This window comes from Agrococcus sediminis, from assembly GCF_007923295.1.
Taxonomy (GTDB): Bacteria; Actinomycetota; Actinomycetes; order Actinomycetales; family Microbacteriaceae; genus Agrococcus; species Agrococcus sediminis.
The window spans coordinates 248,381-263,277 of the sequence record NZ_VOIR01000015.1; the positions used below are offsets into that span (position 1 = coordinate 248,381).

The 14,897-nt window shown below is 73.5% G+C and carries 15 protein-coding genes; 12 read left to right on the forward strand and 3 right to left on the reverse strand.

Going from position 1 to position 14,897, the window contains the following annotated elements:
• Nucleotides 1-76 precede the first annotated feature (76 nt).
• From nusA to rbfA, 4 genes are all read left to right on the forward strand, one after another.
• Nucleotides 77-1,066, forward strand: a complete 990-nt coding sequence (nusA, locus tag FQ330_RS10420; RefSeq protein ID WP_128190517.1) for a transcription termination factor NusA — start codon at nucleotides 77-79, stop codon at nucleotides 1,064-1,066.
• A gap of 27 nt (nucleotides 1,067-1,093) precedes the next feature.
• Nucleotides 1,094-1,387, forward strand: a complete 294-nt coding sequence (locus FQ330_RS13720; protein WP_205649682.1) for a YlxR family protein — start codon at nucleotides 1,094-1,096, stop codon at nucleotides 1,385-1,387.
• Between the two features lie 70 nt (nucleotides 1,388-1,457).
• Complete coding sequence (infB, locus tag FQ330_RS10430) at nucleotides 1,458-4,166, forward strand: translation initiation factor IF-2 (protein ID WP_192575922.1); 2,709 nt, start codon at nucleotides 1,458-1,460, stop codon at nucleotides 4,164-4,166.
• A gap of 65 nt (nucleotides 4,167-4,231) precedes the next feature.
• On the forward strand, nucleotides 4,232-4,669 hold the full coding sequence (rbfA, locus tag FQ330_RS10435) for a 30S ribosome-binding factor RbfA (RefSeq protein WP_128190689.1): 438 nt from the start codon (nucleotides 4,232-4,234) through the stop codon (nucleotides 4,667-4,669).
• Here the strand turns inward: rbfA and FQ330_RS10440 are convergent.
• Nucleotides 4,666-6,105 carry an RNB domain-containing ribonuclease gene (locus FQ330_RS10440; protein WP_146357351.1) on the reverse strand — a complete coding sequence of 480 codons (1,440 nt, stop codon included), beginning with the start codon at nucleotides 6,103-6,105 and terminating at the stop codon, nucleotides 4,666-4,668. The two genes, rbfA and FQ330_RS10440, sit on opposite strands and share 4 nt — an antisense overlap.
• Before the next feature lie 10 nt (nucleotides 6,106-6,115).
• Complete coding sequence (locus tag FQ330_RS10445; protein WP_146357353.1) at nucleotides 6,116-6,988, reverse strand: HhH-GPD family protein; 873 nt, start codon at nucleotides 6,986-6,988, stop codon at nucleotides 6,116-6,118.
• Nucleotides 6,989-7,021: 33 nt separating this feature from the next.
• Here FQ330_RS10445 and FQ330_RS10450 point away from each other — a divergent pair, with 33 nt between their 5' ends.
• Nucleotides 7,022-7,723 (forward strand): nucleoside/nucleotide kinase family protein, encoded by a 702-nt coding sequence (locus FQ330_RS10450; RefSeq protein WP_146357355.1) that lies wholly within the window; start codon nucleotides 7,022-7,024, stop codon nucleotides 7,721-7,723.
• On the opposite strand, the gene FQ330_RS10455 is transcribed toward FQ330_RS10450, so the two are convergent.
• Complete coding sequence (locus tag FQ330_RS10455) at nucleotides 7,720-8,727, reverse strand: ketopantoate reductase family protein (protein ID WP_146357357.1); 1,008 nt, start codon at nucleotides 8,725-8,727, stop codon at nucleotides 7,720-7,722. The genes FQ330_RS10450 and FQ330_RS10455 overlap by 4 nt on opposite strands.
• 33 nt (nucleotides 8,728-8,760) lie before the next feature.
• Between FQ330_RS10455 and truB the strand changes: the two genes are divergently transcribed.
• The 7 genes from truB (at nucleotide 8,761) to FQ330_RS10490 (ending at nucleotide 14,863) form a co-directional block, all read left to right on the forward strand.
• Nucleotides 8,761-9,675, forward strand: a complete 915-nt coding sequence (gene truB / locus FQ330_RS10460) for a tRNA pseudouridine(55) synthase TruB (protein ID WP_146357359.1) — start codon at nucleotides 8,761-8,763, stop codon at nucleotides 9,673-9,675.
• Nucleotides 9,672-10,043: a hypothetical protein gene (locus FQ330_RS10465; RefSeq protein ID WP_146357361.1), complete on the forward strand. Its 372-nt coding sequence runs from the start codon at nucleotides 9,672-9,674 to the stop codon at nucleotides 10,041-10,043. The genes truB and FQ330_RS10465 overlap by 4 nt, the downstream gene beginning before the upstream one ends.
• Before the next feature lie 24 nt (nucleotides 10,044-10,067).
• The gene (locus FQ330_RS10470; RefSeq protein ID WP_128190166.1) at nucleotides 10,068-10,469 is read left to right on the forward strand and encodes a hypothetical protein; all 402 of its coding nucleotides are present in this window, start codon (nucleotides 10,068-10,070) and stop codon (nucleotides 10,467-10,469) included.
• Nucleotides 10,466-11,416: a bifunctional riboflavin kinase/FAD synthetase gene (locus FQ330_RS10475; RefSeq protein WP_225792807.1), complete on the forward strand. Its 951-nt coding sequence runs from the start codon at nucleotides 10,466-10,468 to the stop codon at nucleotides 11,414-11,416. The genes FQ330_RS10470 and FQ330_RS10475 overlap by 4 nt, the downstream gene beginning before the upstream one ends.
• Before the next feature lie 101 nt (nucleotides 11,417-11,517).
• Nucleotides 11,518-12,528, forward strand: a complete 1,011-nt coding sequence (deoC, locus tag FQ330_RS10480) for a deoxyribose-phosphate aldolase (RefSeq protein WP_146357363.1) — start codon at nucleotides 11,518-11,520, stop codon at nucleotides 12,526-12,528.
• 8 nt (nucleotides 12,529-12,536) lie between these two features.
• Nucleotides 12,537-13,976: an aldehyde dehydrogenase family protein gene (locus FQ330_RS10485; protein ID WP_146357365.1), complete on the forward strand. Its 1,440-nt coding sequence runs from the start codon at nucleotides 12,537-12,539 to the stop codon at nucleotides 13,974-13,976.
• A complete protein-coding gene (locus FQ330_RS10490) occupies nucleotides 13,976-14,863 on the forward strand; it encodes an aldehyde dehydrogenase family protein (RefSeq protein ID WP_128190169.1) in 888 nt (295 codons plus the stop codon). Before FQ330_RS10485 ends, FQ330_RS10490 begins: the two co-directional genes overlap by 1 nt.
• Nucleotides 14,864-14,897: the final 34 nt, after the last annotated feature.

Consider the following 14,897-nt stretch of genomic DNA (forward strand, 5'->3'; position numbering starts at 1 on the left):
CACTAGCCGCCGGCGCGGTAGGATGGCCGGTCGGCATCCCGTGCCGTGAGCGAGCAGCAGAACAAGGAGTCCACAAGTGAAGATCGATCTGAGCGTGCTGAAGACCGTCGAGCGCGAGCGGGAGATCTCGTCGGACGACCTGATCCGCATCATCGAGCAGGCGATCCTCCAGGCCCACGTCCGCTCGGGCGAGAAGCACGACGCGACGGCGCCGCAGCCGCGCGTCGAGGTCGACCGGAAGACCGGCGAGGTCACCCTGTACGAGCCCGAGCTCGACGAGGACGGCAACCGCATCGGCGAGTCGATCGCCACGACCGACGACTTCAGCCGCATCGCCGCGACCGCCGCGAAGCAGGTCATCTTCCAGGCGCTGCGCGACAAGAGCGACGAGTCGGTGCTGGGCGCGTACAAGGATCGCGAGGGCGACATCATCGCCGGCGTCGTCCAGCAGGGCACGAACCCGCGCATGGTGCACGTCAAGCTCGGCGACGACATGGAGGCGCTGCTGCCGCCCGAGGAGCAGGTCCCGGGCGCCGAGTACAAGCACGGCCAGCGCCTGCGCGTCTACATCACGAAGGTCGAGCGAGGCCAGCGCGGCCCGCAGGTGACGGTGAGCCGCACGCATCCGTCGCTCGTCCGCCGACTGTTCGCGCTGGAGGTGCCCGAGATCGCCTCGGGCGCTGTCGAGATCGTCGCCATCGCGCGCGAGGCCGGCCACCGCTCGAAGATCGCGGTGCGCGCGACGCAGCCCGGCATCAACGCCAAGGGCGCCTGCATCGGCGAGCTCGGCGCCCGCGTGCGCGCCGTGCAGGCCGAGCTCGGCGACGAGAAGATCGACATCGTCGACTTCTCCGAGGACCTTCCCGCGTTCGTCGCGAGCGCGCTGAGCCCGGCACGGGTGTCGGATGCGTTCATGCTCGACGAGAAGACGAAGGCCGTGCGGGCGCTCGTGCCCGACTTCCAGCTCTCGCTCGCCATCGGCCGGGAGGGCCAGAACGCGCGCCTCGCGGCGAAGCTGACGGGGGCGAAGATCGACATCCAGCCCGACTCCGTCATGGAGGACTGAGCGATCTCCCTGCGTCCCGGGCGTGTCGTGCGGTACGATGGGGACATCCGAACGTGTCTTGGCTGTCGCGCGCGCACTGAACCCGCACATCTCGTGCGGATCGTCGCGCAGGGCGACGCGGCGGTCGTCGATCCCGATCGACGGCTTCCCGGCCGAGGCGCGTGGGTGCATCCGACGCAGCAGTGCGCGGAACGCGCGCTCCGCGCGCTTCCCCGGGCGCTGCGCCATCCGCACCTGGACACCTCGCCCATCGCACGATGGGCACAGGACGGGCTCGACCCGAGCCCCGACCGAAGGAATGAACGGCACATGGACAACTGATGAGCAGCTCGAAATGAGACCCGTCAGCTAATCGTCCGCCCTGTCCTGGGCGGACCAGGACAGGAGAGAAGTGGCAAACCCACGCGTGCATGAGATCGCCGCCGAGATCGGCGTCGAGAGCAAGGTCGCCATGGCCAAGCTCAAGGAGATGGGCGAGTTCGTCAAGGGACCCGCCTCGGCGATCGCACCCCCGGTCGCCCGCAAGCTCAAGGCCGCCCTCGAGGCGGAGGGGCACACCGCTGCCCCCGCGGAGCCCGCGAAGGCGCCCGCAGCCAAGGCCCCGGCGACGAAGGCTCCGGCCGCGAAGCCGGCGGCAGCTGCTCCGGCACCCGCGCCGGCGCCCGCCGAGCCCAAGGCCGACGCCGCCCCGGCGCCGTCGCCCGCCCCCGCAGCTGCGCCCGCGCCGCGCGCCGAGACGCCCGCACCTGCGGCGCCGGCAGCACCCGCGGCGCCTGCCGCGCCCGCTGAGGCCGCCCCCGGCGGCGATGCGTCGGGCAGCAGCATCCCGCGCCCGATGGCGCGCCCGGGCGCTCCCCGCCCCGGCAACAACCCGTTCGCCTCGAACCAGGGCATGGGCCGCCCCCGCGGCGGCAACAACCCGTTCACGAGCAAGCAGGGCGCCCCGCGCCCCGCGGCTCCGCGCCCCGGGGCACCTCGTCCCGGCGCACCGCGTCCCGGCGCCCCGCGCCCGGGCTCGCCCCGTCCGGGCGGCGCAGGCCGTCCCGGTGCCGGCGGCGGCGGCGCGTTCCAGCGTCCCGGTCAGGGCGCGCCCGGTCGTGGCGCTCCCGGTCGCGGCGGTCCGGCGTTCGCGGGTCGTCCCGGCCCCGGCGGCCGCGGCCGCGGCGGCACCGCCGGCGCGTTCGGCAAGGGCGGCGCCAAGGGCAAGTCCCGCAAGTCGAAGCGCACGAAGCGCCTCGAGTTCGAGATGCGCGAGGCGCCGTCGATCGGCGGCGTCAAGGTCCGGCGCGGCGACGGCACGACCGTCATCCGCATGCGTCGCGGCGCATCCATCGCCGACTTCGCCGAGAAGATCGACGCGAGCCCCGGCGACCTCGTCACCGTGCTGTTCCACCTCGGCGAGATGGCGACGGCGACGGAGTCGCTGGACGAGACCACGTTCGAGCTGCTCGGCGCCGAGCTGGGCTACAAGATCCAGATCGTCAGCCCCGAGGACGAGGACAAGGAGCTCCTGGAGGGCTTCGACATCGACCTCGAGCAGGAGCTCGAGGACGAGAGCGACGAGGACCTCGAGTACCGCTCGCCCGTCGTCACCGTCATGGGCCACGTCGACCACGGCAAGACGCGCCTGCTCGACGCGATCCGCGGCGCGAACGTCATCGACGGCGAGGCCGGCGGCATCACCCAGCACATCGGCGCCTACCAGGTCTGGCAGGAGCACGAGGGCGAGGACCGCGCGATCACGTTCATCGACACCCCGGGCCACGAGGCGTTCACCGCCATGCGCGCCCGAGGCGCTCGCGTCACCGACATCGCGATCCTCGTGGTCGCGGCGGACGACGGCATCATGCCGCAGACGATCGAGGCGCTGAACCACGCCCAGGCGGCCGACGTGCCGATCGTGGTCGCGGTGAACAAGGTCGACAAGGAGGGCGCGAACCCGGCGAAGGTCCGGCAGCAGCTCACCGAGTACGGCCTGGTGGCAGAGGAGTACGGCGGCGACACCATGTTCGTCGACGTCTCGGCGCTGGCCCGCACGGGCATCGAGGACCTCCTCGAGGCCGTGCTGCTCACGGCCGACGCCGGCCTCGACCTGCGCGCCAACCCGCACAAGGAGGCCCGCGGCGTCGCCATCGAGGCGAAGCTCGACAAGGGCCGCGGCTCGGTCGCGACCGTGCTCATCCAGTCCGGCACGCTCCGCGTCGGCGACGCGATCGTCGCGGGCACGGCCTACGGCCGCGTCCGTGCGATGGTCGACGACCGCGGCGAGCTGGTCGAGGAGGCCGGCCCGTCGATGCCCGTCCAGGTGCAGGGCCTCTCGAGCGTCCCGCGCGCCGGCGACACCTTCATCGTCACCGAGGAGGACCGCACGGCCCGGCAGATCGCCGAGAAGCGCGAGGCCGTCGAGCGCAACGCCATGCTGGCCAAGGCCCGCAAGCGCCTGTCGCTCGAGGACTTCAAGCTCGCCATGGAGCAGGGCAAGGTCGAGACGCTCAACCTCATCATCAAGGGCGACGTCTCGGGTGCCGTGGAGGCGCTCGAGGAGTCGCTGCTGAAGATCGAGATCGACGACACCGTCGACCTGCGCATCATCCACCGCGGCGTCGGCGCGATCACCGAGTCGGACGTGAACCTGGCGACGGTCGACTCGGCCGTCATCATCGGCTTCAACGTGCGCCCCGACACGAAGGCCCGCGAGCGCGCCGCCCGAGAGGGTGTCGACGTGCGGTTCTACAACGTGATCTACGCGGCGATCGAGGATGTCGAGAACTCGCTCAAGGGCATGCTGAAGCCCGAGTACGAGGAGATCCAGTCGGGCGTGGCCGAGATCCGCGAGGTGTTCCGCTCCTCGAAGTTCGGCAACATCGCGGGCTGCATCGTCCGCTCCGGCACGATCACCCGCAACGCCAAGGCTCGCGTCATCCGCGACGGCGTCGTGCTGGCCGATGGCCTCGCCATCGAGTCGCTGCGACGCTTCAAGGACGACGTCACCGAGGTCCGCACCGACTTCGAGTGCGGCATCGGCCTCGGCAGGTTCAACGACCTGCAGATCGGCGACGAGATCGAGACCACCGAGATGGTGGAGAAGCCGCGCGTCTGACGTGCGGAACGAGGTGTGGGGCGGCTGCGGTCGCCCCACACCCGTCTGAAGCGAGAGGAAGTCCCATGGCCGAGAACCCCAGGGCGAGGAAGATCGCCGACCGCATCCGCGAGATCACCGTGCGCGCGCTCGAGCGCGAGGTGAAGGACCCGCGGCTCGGGTTCGTGACGATCACGGATGTGCGCGTCACCGGAGACCTGCAGCACGCGTCGATCTTCTACACGGTGTACGGCACCGACGAGGAGCGGGCCGACACCGAGACCGCGCTCGCGAGCGCCAAGGGCGTCGTGCGCCGCGAGATCGGCAAGGGCATCAGCCTGCGGCTGACGCCGTCGATCGAGTTCATCCTCGACGCGCTGCCCGAGAGCGCGGCGTCGATCGAGCACCTGCTCGACGAGGCGCGCCAGCGCGACCTCGCCGCCCAGCAGGCGGCCGCGGCGGCGCAGTTCGCCGGCGAGCCCGACCCGTACCGCAAGCCGCGCGAGGAGGACGAGGAGGCCTAGCGGGCCTCCTCGAAGCGCAGCCGCCGCGCCGCCAGGTCGGCTTCGACCAGGCGGGCGCGGATGCGCTCGCCCGGCTCCGCCGAGGTCGCGCACGCGGCCTCGGCGGGCGGGTCGAGCAGCTGCACCGTGGCGCCGTCCTTCCGGGTCTCGACGACGACCGCATCGAAGTCCTCGCCGACCCGGTGCCGCAGCATCGCGATCTCGACCGCGTCGATCGACTCCCGCTCGAGCCGGCTCGCGACCTGCCCCGACTCCTGCATGATCTCCGGCAGCCCGACGAGGCCCTCCGACGCCCACGCCGGGATGTCGCGGCCGTTCGCGATCGCCTCGCAGTGCGCGAGCACGTACCGGTCGACGAGGCGCCGCAGCGGCGCCGTCGTGTGCGCGTACGGCGCGCCGATGGCCGCCTGGATCAGCGACGCATCCGATCCGCCGCCGGGCGCCGCCGTGCCGTCGAGCACGGTGTAGCCCGCGCCGCGGAACAGCCGCCGCGCGACCTGCAGGATCGCGAGCGTCGTCGGCTTCGAGCGGTCGAGGCGGCGCAGGAACGCGCCGTAGTGCTCGCCCTCGGCCCACTCCTCGCCGATCGCGCGCACCTCCTTGCGGAAGCGCCGCACGTCGCCCTTCGGGGGCCGCGGCATCGTGCGGAGGATGCCCCGCCCCGCGCCGAGCATGAGGTTCGCCGCCTCCATGCCCGTCATGAGCGAGACCTGCGCGTTCCAGCGCTCGACGGGCAGCAGCTCGCGGCGCTCGAGCCGGTAGTCGTCGCCGTGGCGGGCGATCTCCTCCTCGGGCATGTCGAGGCTCGCGCCGTCGCGCGCCTCCTCGAGCGCGATGCGCAGCTCGCCCGCCTCGCGAAGCAGCCCCAGCATCGCGTCGCCGCCGTCGATGCGCGCCTGCGCCTCGCGGTAGGTGAGCTGCTCGCGCGAGCGCACCCGGGCGCGCTCGAGCGTCGTCCCCGTGACGTCGCCCGACGCATCCAGCCGCATCGTCCACACGTACGCGGCGCGCTCCTGCCCCTCGAGCAGGCTCGCGGCGCCCTCGCTCACGACGGGCGGGTGCAGCGGCACCCGGCCGTCGGGCGCGTACATCGTCTGGCCGCGGCGGCGCGCCTCGGCGTCGATCGCGCCGCCGGGCTCGACGAACGCTGCGACGTCGGCGATCGCGTAGTGCACGACGAAGCCGTCGCCGTCGCGCTCGAGGTGCAGCGCCTGGTCGAGGTCGGTCGAGCCCTCGGGGTCGATCGTCACGAACGGCACCTGCGTACGGTCTGGCTCCGGCAGCCGCGGGTCGGCGGCGTACGCCGCGGCCTCGGCCTCGGCGGCGGGCGGGAACTCGGCGTCGAGGCCGAGCTCCTCGCGGATCGCGGCGAGGGCGGCGGCGAGCTCGTCGCTCGCGGCGGGACGGTCGATGAGGCGCTGGTGTCGTGCCGGCATGGCGCACAACCTAGTCGGGCAGCCTGACCGCCCCGTGCTCGCGCAGCACCAGGCCGTCGGCGGCGAGCGAGGCGACGGCGCGCTCGAGCTGCGCCGCGTCGGGCCAGAGCGGCGCGAGGTCGGCCTCGGCGAGCGGCACGTCGACGGCCCGGAGCGCCCGCAGCACCGTGCCGCGCGCCTGCCGGTCGCTGCCCGCGAACGCCGCCTGCCGAGGCGCGCGCCGGCCCTCGTAGGGCGGGTAGCCCGCCGCGCGCCACGCGCACGCGTCGGCGATGGGGCACGCGTCGCACCTCGGCGCCCGCGCGGTGCACACCAGCGCCCCGAGCTCCATGAGCGCGATGGAGACGACGGATGCGTCGGCGGGGGAGGCGGGCAGCAGGGCCTCGACGTCGGCCAGGTCGCGCTTCGCCGCCGGCGCCGCCTCGCCGCGGCCGTGCACCGCGCGGGCGACGACGCGGCGCACGTTCGTGTCGACGACCGGGTGGCGGTCGCCGAAGTGGAAGACGGCGACGGCCCGCGCCGTGTAGTCGCCGATCCCCGGGAGCGCGAGCAGCGCATCCACGTCCCTCGGCACCTCGCCGCCGTGCCGCTCGACGATGGCGCGCGCGGTGTCCTGCAGGCGCAGCGCCCGCCTGGGGTAGCCGAGCGTGCCCCACTGCCGCAGCACCTCGTGGGTGGGCGCATCGGCGAGGTCGGCGGGCGTCGGCCAGCGCTCGAGCCAGCGGTCGATCTCGACCGCGACGCGCGCCGCCTGCGTCTGCTGCAGCATGATCTCGCTCACGAGCGTGCCCCACGCGTCGAACTCCGGCCGCCGCCACGGCAGGTCGCGGGCGCTCGCGCGATACCAGGCGGCGAGCGCGGGCAGCGAGCGGCCGTCGAGCATCCCGCCAGCGTACCCAGCGCCTAGGCTGGCGGCATGGTCGACCGCGCGCTCCTCATGAAGGCGGCCTCCTGGACGCCCGAGCAGAAGGCCCTATATACGAGCCTCGTCGAGCAGCTGCTGCGGCGGAACCCGCGCGGGCGGCGGCTCATCGCGGTCGAGGGGCGCGACGGCGTCGGCAAGACGCGGTTCGCGGATGCGCTCCAGGTGGCGTTCGCGCGCGCCGGCGTCGAGGCGTTCCGCGCGAGCGTCGACGACTTCCACCGGCCGCAGGCGTTCCGCTACCGCCAGGGGCGCGACTCGTCGAAGGGCTACTACGAGGACGCCTTCGACATCGAGCTGCTCGACCGCGTGCTGCTGCAGCCGTTCCGCATGGGCGGCTCGACCGGCTTCCAGACGGCCGCCTTCGACCTCGCGACCGACCGCAGCATCGAGATGGAGTGGCAGACGGCGGGGCCGGATGCGGTGCTCATCGTCGACGGCGTCTTCCTGCAGCGGCCCGCGCTCGCGGGCAAGTGGCACGCGGTGCTGCTGCTCGAGGCCGACGACCGCGTGCGGGGAGAGCGGATGCGCGCGCGGGACGGCGCGCACCCCGACGTCGCGCACGAGTCGCACCGCCGCTACCGGGAGGCGCACGAGCACTACGAGCGCACGGTCGTGCCGCGCAGGCGAGCCGCGTTCATCGTCGACAACACCGACTGGCGGGTGCCCCGGCAGAGCTTCGCCGACAGCTGCTAGGCGAGCCGGCGCACCGCCGACGCGGGCAGGAAGCGGCCCGTCCGCTCGACCTCGTGCACGAGCTCGACGAGCGCGGCGTTGACGGGAGCCTCCCGCCCCAGGCGCGCCGCCGCATCCACCACCGCGCCGTTGATCAGGTCGACCTCGGTCGGCTGCCCGCGGCGGATCGACTGCTGCGTCGAGCCGAGGTTCGGCACGTCGCCGAGCCGGTCCCTGATGCGCAGCGGCACCTGCTGCGCGATGCGCCGCGGCGCGAAGGCCACGAGCCGCACGAGCAGCGGCGTGAGCCCCTGGAGCGGCTGGAAGCGCACGCCCGACGCGAGCCCGATGCGCGCCGTCTCGCGCATCGACGCGAGCATCACGCGCCGCAGCCCCGGGTCGCGGATGACGTCCTGCACCGAGTGGCCGACGATCGCCGGCAGGGCGTTGACCATGTTGATGAGCAGCTTCGTCCACTGCGCGCCCTCGATCGAGGGGGTGAGCGACGTGGGCAGCGCCTCGCCGAGCAGCGCCGCGAAGCGCTCGCCCTCGGCGCCGCCGACGATCGTGTCGCCGGCGGCGGTGACGGTGACGACGCCGGGCTCCATGGAGTTCGCGGCCATGAGCGCGATGCCGCCGGCGACCCGGTCGTGCCCGAGCAGGCGCGCGGCGGCCCGCTCGCCGCCGAGGCCGTTCTGCACGACGAGCAGCGGCACGTCCGCGAGCGCCGCCCGGCTCGCCTCGAGCGCCGCCGCCGTGCCCGTCGCCTTGGTGGCGAGGATCGCGACGTCCGGCGCCTCGGCGAGCGACTCGAGCGCCGTCACGCGCGCCGTGTGCGCGCCGTACGCGCCGCGCAGGCGCAGCCCGTGCTCGCGGATCGCGGCGAGGTTCTCGCCGCGCGCCGTGACCGTCACGTCGTGCCCGATCGCGTCGAGCCGCGCGGCGATCGTGCCGCCGATCGCGCCCGCGCCGATCACCGCGACGCGCTGCCGCGCCGTCGCATCCGCCGTGCCCGCAACCGCCATGTCGAGGAGGCTATCGGCGGCTAGGCTCGTCGGGTGCCCGACGCCCCACCCGCCCCCGACGGCATCCTGCTCGTCGACAAGCCGCAGGGCATCACGAGCCACACCGCCGTGAGCCGCGCGCGCCGCGCCCTCGGCACCCGCAAGGTCGGCCACGCCGGCACGCTCGACCCGATGGCGACGGGCCTGCTCATCCTGGGCGTCGGGCCTTCTACTCGCCTGCTCACCCACATGGTCGGCCTCGACAAGACCTACACCGCCACCATCGCGCTCGGCGCCGCCACGAGCACCGACGACGCCGAGGGCGACGTCACGAGCACGGCGGATGCGTCGCACCTGTCGGGCGACGACCTCGCGGCGCCGATGGCGCGCCTCACGGGCGACATCGAGCAGGTGCCGTCGAGCGTGAGCGCCATCAAGGTCGACGGCGAGCGCGCGTACGCCCGGGTGCGGGCGGGGGAGCAGGTCGAGCTGCGGGCCCGCCCGGTCACCGTCGCGCGCTTCGAAGCGCTCGCCTTCCGGCCGGGCCCCCTCGCCGAGGTCGACGTGGTCGTCGACTGCTCGAGCGGCACGTACATCCGCGCGCTCGCGCGCGACCTCGGCGCCGCGCTCGGCGTCGGCGGGCACCTGACGGCGCTGCGCCGCACGCGCATCGGGCCGTTCGACGTGGAGGGGGCGCCGATCGCCGACGCCCTGCCCGAGCAGGGCGCGAGCGCGCTGCTGCTGACCCCGGCCGAGGCGGCGTCCCGCATCCTGCCGGTCGCGCGGCTCGACGACGAGCGCGCCGCGAACCTCGCGAGCGGCCGCCGCACCGTCGCGCTCGAGGGGGAGGCCGGCATCGTCGCCGCCGTCCACGGCGACCGCCTCGTCGGCATCGCGCGCATCGACGGCCGGCGCATGCTGCCGGTGACCAACTTCCCGACGGGCGCCGCGGCCGAGGCGGCACGATGATCAGCTGGGTGATGCTCGCGCAGGCGATCGGCCTGGGCGTGATCGGCGGCGTCGTCGCGATCGTCGGCCTCACGAGGCGGCCGTTCGGCGACGGGGTCCTCGCTGCCGCGGCGCTCACGCTCCTCACCCTCGTCGTGCAGACCGTCGCATCCGTCGTCGCCCCGATCATGGGCGCGGGCCCCACCGGCGACCTGCTCGAGTACTGGACCTACCTCATCACCGCGCTCGTCATCCCGCCGGCGGCGGTCATGTGGGCGCTCGTCGACAAGAAGGGGGAGTGGTCGACCCTCGTCGTGGGCGTCGGCATCCTCGCGGTCGCGGTGATGGTCTACCGGATGCACCAGATCTGGTTCGTGCAGCTGGCCTGATCGCGGCGATTAGACTCGCTTCCGATGAGCGAGCGCAAGCATGCCGGGATCGGGCGGGTCCTCATCGCGGTGTACGCGGTGCTGGCGATGGCGGCGACCGGTCGCTCGTTCGTGCAGATCGTGCAGCGCTTCGACGAAGCGCCGCTCGCCTACTCGCTGAGCGCCGTCGCCGCGGTCGTCTACCTGCTCGCGACGGTCGCGCTCGCGATGCGGGCGGATGCATGGCGGCGCGTCGCGCTCGCGGCCGTCTGCTTCGAGCTCGTCGGGGTGCTGGTCGTCGGCACCCTCTCGCTCGTGGCGCCCGAGCTCTTCGCGCACGACACCGTCTGGAGCCGCTTCGGGATGGGCTACCTCTTCATCCCCGCCGTGCTGCCGTTCCTGGGCCTGTGGTGGCTGCGCGCGAGCCGCGAGCGGGTGGCGGCGTGAGCGGCGACGGCGGGGCCGGCATGGACTGGATCGACGCGCTCGAGGCCGTGCCGAGCGCGGTCACGATCGGCAAGTTCGACGGCGTGCACATCGGCCACCAGCGCATCATCGAGCAGCTGCGCGCGCTCGCCGAGCCCGAGGGCCTCGCGACCACCGTCGTCACCTTCGACCGCAACCCGCTCGAGATCGTGCGGCCCGACCGCGCGCCGCTGCCGCTCGTGTCGCTGCCGCACAAGGTGGAGCTGCTGCGCGCCGCGGGGGCCGACCGGGTCGTGGTGGTGCCGTTCACGGCCGAGACGGCGGCGCAGCCCGCCAAGGAGTTCGCCGAGCGCGTGCTGCTCGACGGGCTGGGCGCGCGCGTGCTGCTCGTCGGCGACGACTTCCGCTTCGGCCACCGCGGCGCCGGCGACGCGGCCATGCTGCGCGCGCTCGCCGAGCCGCGCGGCGCCCGCGTCGAGTCGATCGACGACATCTGCTTCGCCGACGGCCGGCGCGTGTCCTCCACGTGGATCCGCGAGGCGCTCGAGCTCGGCCGCGTGCAGGAGGCCAACGGCATGCTCGGCCGCCGGCACGTGCTGCGCGGAGACGTCGTGCGCGGCTTCCAGCGGGGGCGGGCGCTCGGCTTCCCGACCGCCAACCTCGGCGCGCCCGTCGAGGGCTTCGTGCCCGCCGACGGCGTCTACGCGGCCCTCGCCCACGTCGACGCCGGCACGTTCCCCGCCGCCGTCTCGATCGGCGACAACCCCACCTTCGACGGCGTCGCCGCGAAGACCGTCGAGGCGTACCTCCTCGACGTCGACCTCGACCTCTACGACCGGCCCATCAGCCTCGAGCTCGTCGACTTCGTGCGGCCCATGCACCGCTTCGAGAGCCTCGACCAGCTCATCGCTCAGATGTCGCGCGATGTGGACCGCACGCGCGAGCTCGTCGCGACCGCCACGGCCTGACCTGTCCGGACAGGGCTCCCGCGGCCGGTAGACTGCCCAGCACGCCGTACGCCGCGACACACCTGGCGGACGACCGCACCGCGGCGGGAAGAAGGATCAGCGTGACCACACCCAGCGCAGCGCTCGCGCCCGCAGAGCGCGCCGTCCAGCTGCTCGGCGGCGACCTCTCCGAGGTCGCACTCCGCCGACACCTCGAGGGCCTGCCGGCCGTCGACGCCGTGGGCCTCGAGGCCCGCGCCGCATCGCTCGGCACCCGCTCCATCAAGACGAGCTCCAAGCAGGCGGCGCTCGACCTCACGATCCGCATGATCGACCTCACGACCCTCCAGGGCAACGACACCCGGGGCAAGGTGCACTCGCTCGTCGCGAAGGCGCTCGTGCCCGACGCATCCGACCCCTCGACGCCGCGCCCCGCGGCCGTCTGCGTCTACGGCGACATGGTCGGCAACGCGGTCGAGGCGCTCGGCTCGGCCTGGAGCAACGGCCGCGACGACGGCATCAACGTCGCTGCCGTCGCAACCGCGTTCCCGTCCGGGCGCGCGAGCCTGCCGGTCAAGCTGCAGGACACCCGCGACGCGGTCGCTGCCGGCGCCGACGAGATCGACATGGTCATCGACCGCGGCGCGTTCCTCGAGGGCAACTACGGCAAGGTCTTCGACGAGATCGTCGCCACCAAGGAGGCGTGCCGCCGCACCGACGGCACCTTCGCGCACCTCAAGGTCATCCTCGAGACGGGCGAGCTCGTGACGTACGACAACGTGCGCCGCGCCTCGTGGCTGTCGATCCTCGCCGGCGGCGACTTCATCAAGACCTCCACCGGCAAGGTGCAGCCCGCGGCCACGCTGCCGGTGACGCTGCTCATGCTGCAGGTCGTGCGCGACTGGGAGCGGCTGACGGGCGAGCGCATCGGCGTGAAGCCCGCGGGCGGCATCGCCACCGCGAAGGACGCCATGAAGTACCTCGTCACGGTCGCCGAGACCTGCGGCGAGGCGTGGCTCGACCCGCACCTGTTCCGCTTCGGCGCCTCGAGCCTGCTGAACGACGTGCTGCTGCAGCGCCAGAAGCTCACCACCGGCCGCTACTCCGGCCCCGACTACGTCACGATCGACTGAGGCTCCCCATGGCATTCCTCGACTACGCGCCGGCTCCCGAGTCGACGTCCATCCTCAACCTCCGCGACGAGTACCGGCTCTGGATCGGCGGCGAGTGGGTCGCGGGCGGCGGCGCGAGCTTCGCCTCCGTCTCGCCCTCGACCGAGCAGCCCATCGCCACGTTCGCGACCGCCGACGAGGGCGACGTGGATGCGGCGGTCCGGGCCGCGCGCACCGCGTTCCGCACCGTCTGGGGCCCGATGTCGGGCCGCGACCGCGGCAAGTTCCTCTTCCGCATCGCGCGCATCCTGCAGGAGCGCGCGCGCGAGCTCGCCGTCGCCGAGTCGCTCGACAACGGCAAGCCGATCAAGGAGACGCGCGACGCCGACGTGCCGCTCGTCGCCCAGTGGTTCTTCCACTGCGCCGGATGGGCCGACAAGCTCGACTACGTCGGCCTCGGCGCCGCGCCGCAGCCGCACGGCGTCGCCGCGCAGGTCATCCCGTGGAACTTCCCGCTGCTCATGCTCGCGTGGAAGGTCGCGCCGGCGCTCGCCGCCGGCAACACCGTCGTGCTGAAGCCGGCCGAGACGACGCCGCTCACGGCGATGCTCTTCGCCGAGGTGTGCGAGCAGGCGGGCCTGCCCGCCGGCGTCGTCAACCTCATCACGGGAGCGGGCGAGACGGGCGCGGCGCTCGTGCGCCACCCCGACGTCGACAAGGTCGCCTTCACGGGCTCCACCGCGGTCGGCCGCGAGATCGCGAAGGCGCTCGCCGGCACGCCGAAGCGGCTGACGCTCGAGCTGGGCGGCAAGGGCGCGAACATCGTCTTCGACGACGCGCCCCTCGACCAGGCGATCGAGGGCATCGTCAACGGCATCTTCTTCAACCAGGGCCAGGTGTGCTGCGCGGGCAGCCGCCTGCTCGTGCAGGAGAACGTGCACGACGCGGTGCTCGAGCGCCTCAAGGAGCGCATGGCGACGCTGCGCCTCGGCGACCCGCTCGACAAGAACACCGACATCGGCGCGATCAACTCCTCCGAGCAGCTCGCGCGCATCACGCGCCTCGTCGACCAGGGCGAGGCCGAGGGCGGCGAGCGCTGGGCGCCCGACTGCGAGCTGCCGGCGAAGGGCTACTGGTTCCCGCCGACCGTCGTCTCGGGCGTCGAGGCGTCGTCGACGATCGCCCGCGAGGAGATCTTCGGACCCGTGCTGTCGGTGCTCACCTTCCGCACGCCCGACGAGGCGATCGCGAAGGCGAACAACACCCCCTACGGCCTCTCGGCCGGCATCTGGAGCGACAAGGGCTCCCGCGTGCTCGCGGTCGCCGACAAGCTGCGCGCCGGCGTCGTCTGGGCGAACACGTTCAACAAGTTCGACCCCGCGAGCCCGTTCGGCGGCTACAAGGAGTCCGGCTACGGCCGCGAGGGCGGCGTGCAGGGCATGCAGGCGTACCTGAAGGCAGGCAAGTGATGGCGACCACGACGAAGACCCCGGCCCGCACGGCGACGCGCCTCGACGTGCCCAAGACCTACAAGCTCTTCATCGGCGGCGCGTTCCCGCGCAGCGAGTCCGGGCGCGTGACCGAGGTGCTCGACAAGCGCGGCGCGTTCGTCGCGAACGTCGCGAAGGCCTCCAGGAAGGATGCGCGCGACGCCGTCCGCGCGGCCCGCAAGGCCCAGCCCGGCTGGGCGGGCGCGACCGCGTACAACCGCGGCCAGGTGCTGTACCGGGTCGCCGAGGTGCTCGAGGGCCGCAAGGCGCAGTTCGTCGACGAGCTGCAGCGCACCGAGGGCCTGACCGCCGCGCGGGCGCAGCAGCAGGTCGAGGCCGCGATCGACCTGTGGGTGCTGCATGCCGGCTGGACCGACAAGGTCGCCCAGATCGGCGGCCACGCCAACCCCGTCGCCGGCCCCTACTTCAACCTGTCGGTGCCCGAGCCGACCGGTGTCGTCGCGATCATCGCGCCGCAGGAGCAGGGCCTCCTGGGCCTCACGTCGGTCGTCGCGCCGGCGCTCGTGACGGGCAACGCGGTCGTCGTGGTGCCCGCCGCGGCCTCGCCGCTCGTCGCGATCTCGCTCGCCGAGGTGCTCGCGACGAGCGACCTGCCTGGCGGCGTCGTGAACGTGCTCACGGGCGACCCGGCCGAGCTCGCGCCGTGGCTCGCGGGCCACGCCGACATCAACGCGCTCGACCTCACCGGCGCCGGCGACCTCGACTGGGTCGAGCTCGAGGTGATCGCGGCCGACACGCTGAAGCGCGTGCTGCGTCCCGAGCCGGGCCTCGCGCCCGAGACGCCGCAGCGCATCCTCGCCCTCACCGAGACGAAGACGGTCTGGCACACGAAGTCCCGCCTCTGACCGCCTGAGCGGCGCCCTGCGCAGGGCGCCGCTC

Bases quoted from the DNA above. Each gene is read 5' to 3' on its own strand.
- rbfA (WP_128190689.1), top strand. From the start codon at position 4,232: ATGGCCGAGAACCCCAGGGCGAGGAAGATCGCCGACCGCATCCGCGAG.
- FQ330_RS10440 (WP_146357351.1), bottom strand. From the start codon at position 6,105: ATGCCGGCACGACACCAGCGCCTCATCGACCGTCCCGCCGCGAGCGAC.
- FQ330_RS10445 (WP_146357353.1), bottom strand. From the start codon at position 6,988: ATGCTCGACGGCCGCTCGCTGCCCGCGCTCGCCGCCTGGTATCGCGCG.
- FQ330_RS10450 (WP_146357355.1), top strand. From the start codon at position 7,022: ATGGTCGACCGCGCGCTCCTCATGAAGGCGGCCTCCTGGACGCCCGAG.
- FQ330_RS10455 (WP_146357357.1), bottom strand. From the start codon at position 8,727: ATGGCGGTTGCGGGCACGGCGGATGCGACGGCGCGGCAGCGCGTCGCG.
- FQ330_RS10465 (WP_146357361.1), top strand. From the start codon at position 9,672: ATGATCAGCTGGGTGATGCTCGCGCAGGCGATCGGCCTGGGCGTGATC.
- FQ330_RS10470 (WP_128190166.1), top strand. From the start codon at position 10,068: ATGAGCGAGCGCAAGCATGCCGGGATCGGGCGGGTCCTCATCGCGGTG.
- FQ330_RS10485 (WP_146357365.1), top strand. From the start codon at position 12,537: ATGGCATTCCTCGACTACGCGCCGGCTCCCGAGTCGACGTCCATCCTC.
- FQ330_RS10490 (WP_128190169.1), top strand. From the start codon at position 13,976: ATGGCGACCACGACGAAGACCCCGGCCCGCACGGCGACGCGCCTCGAC.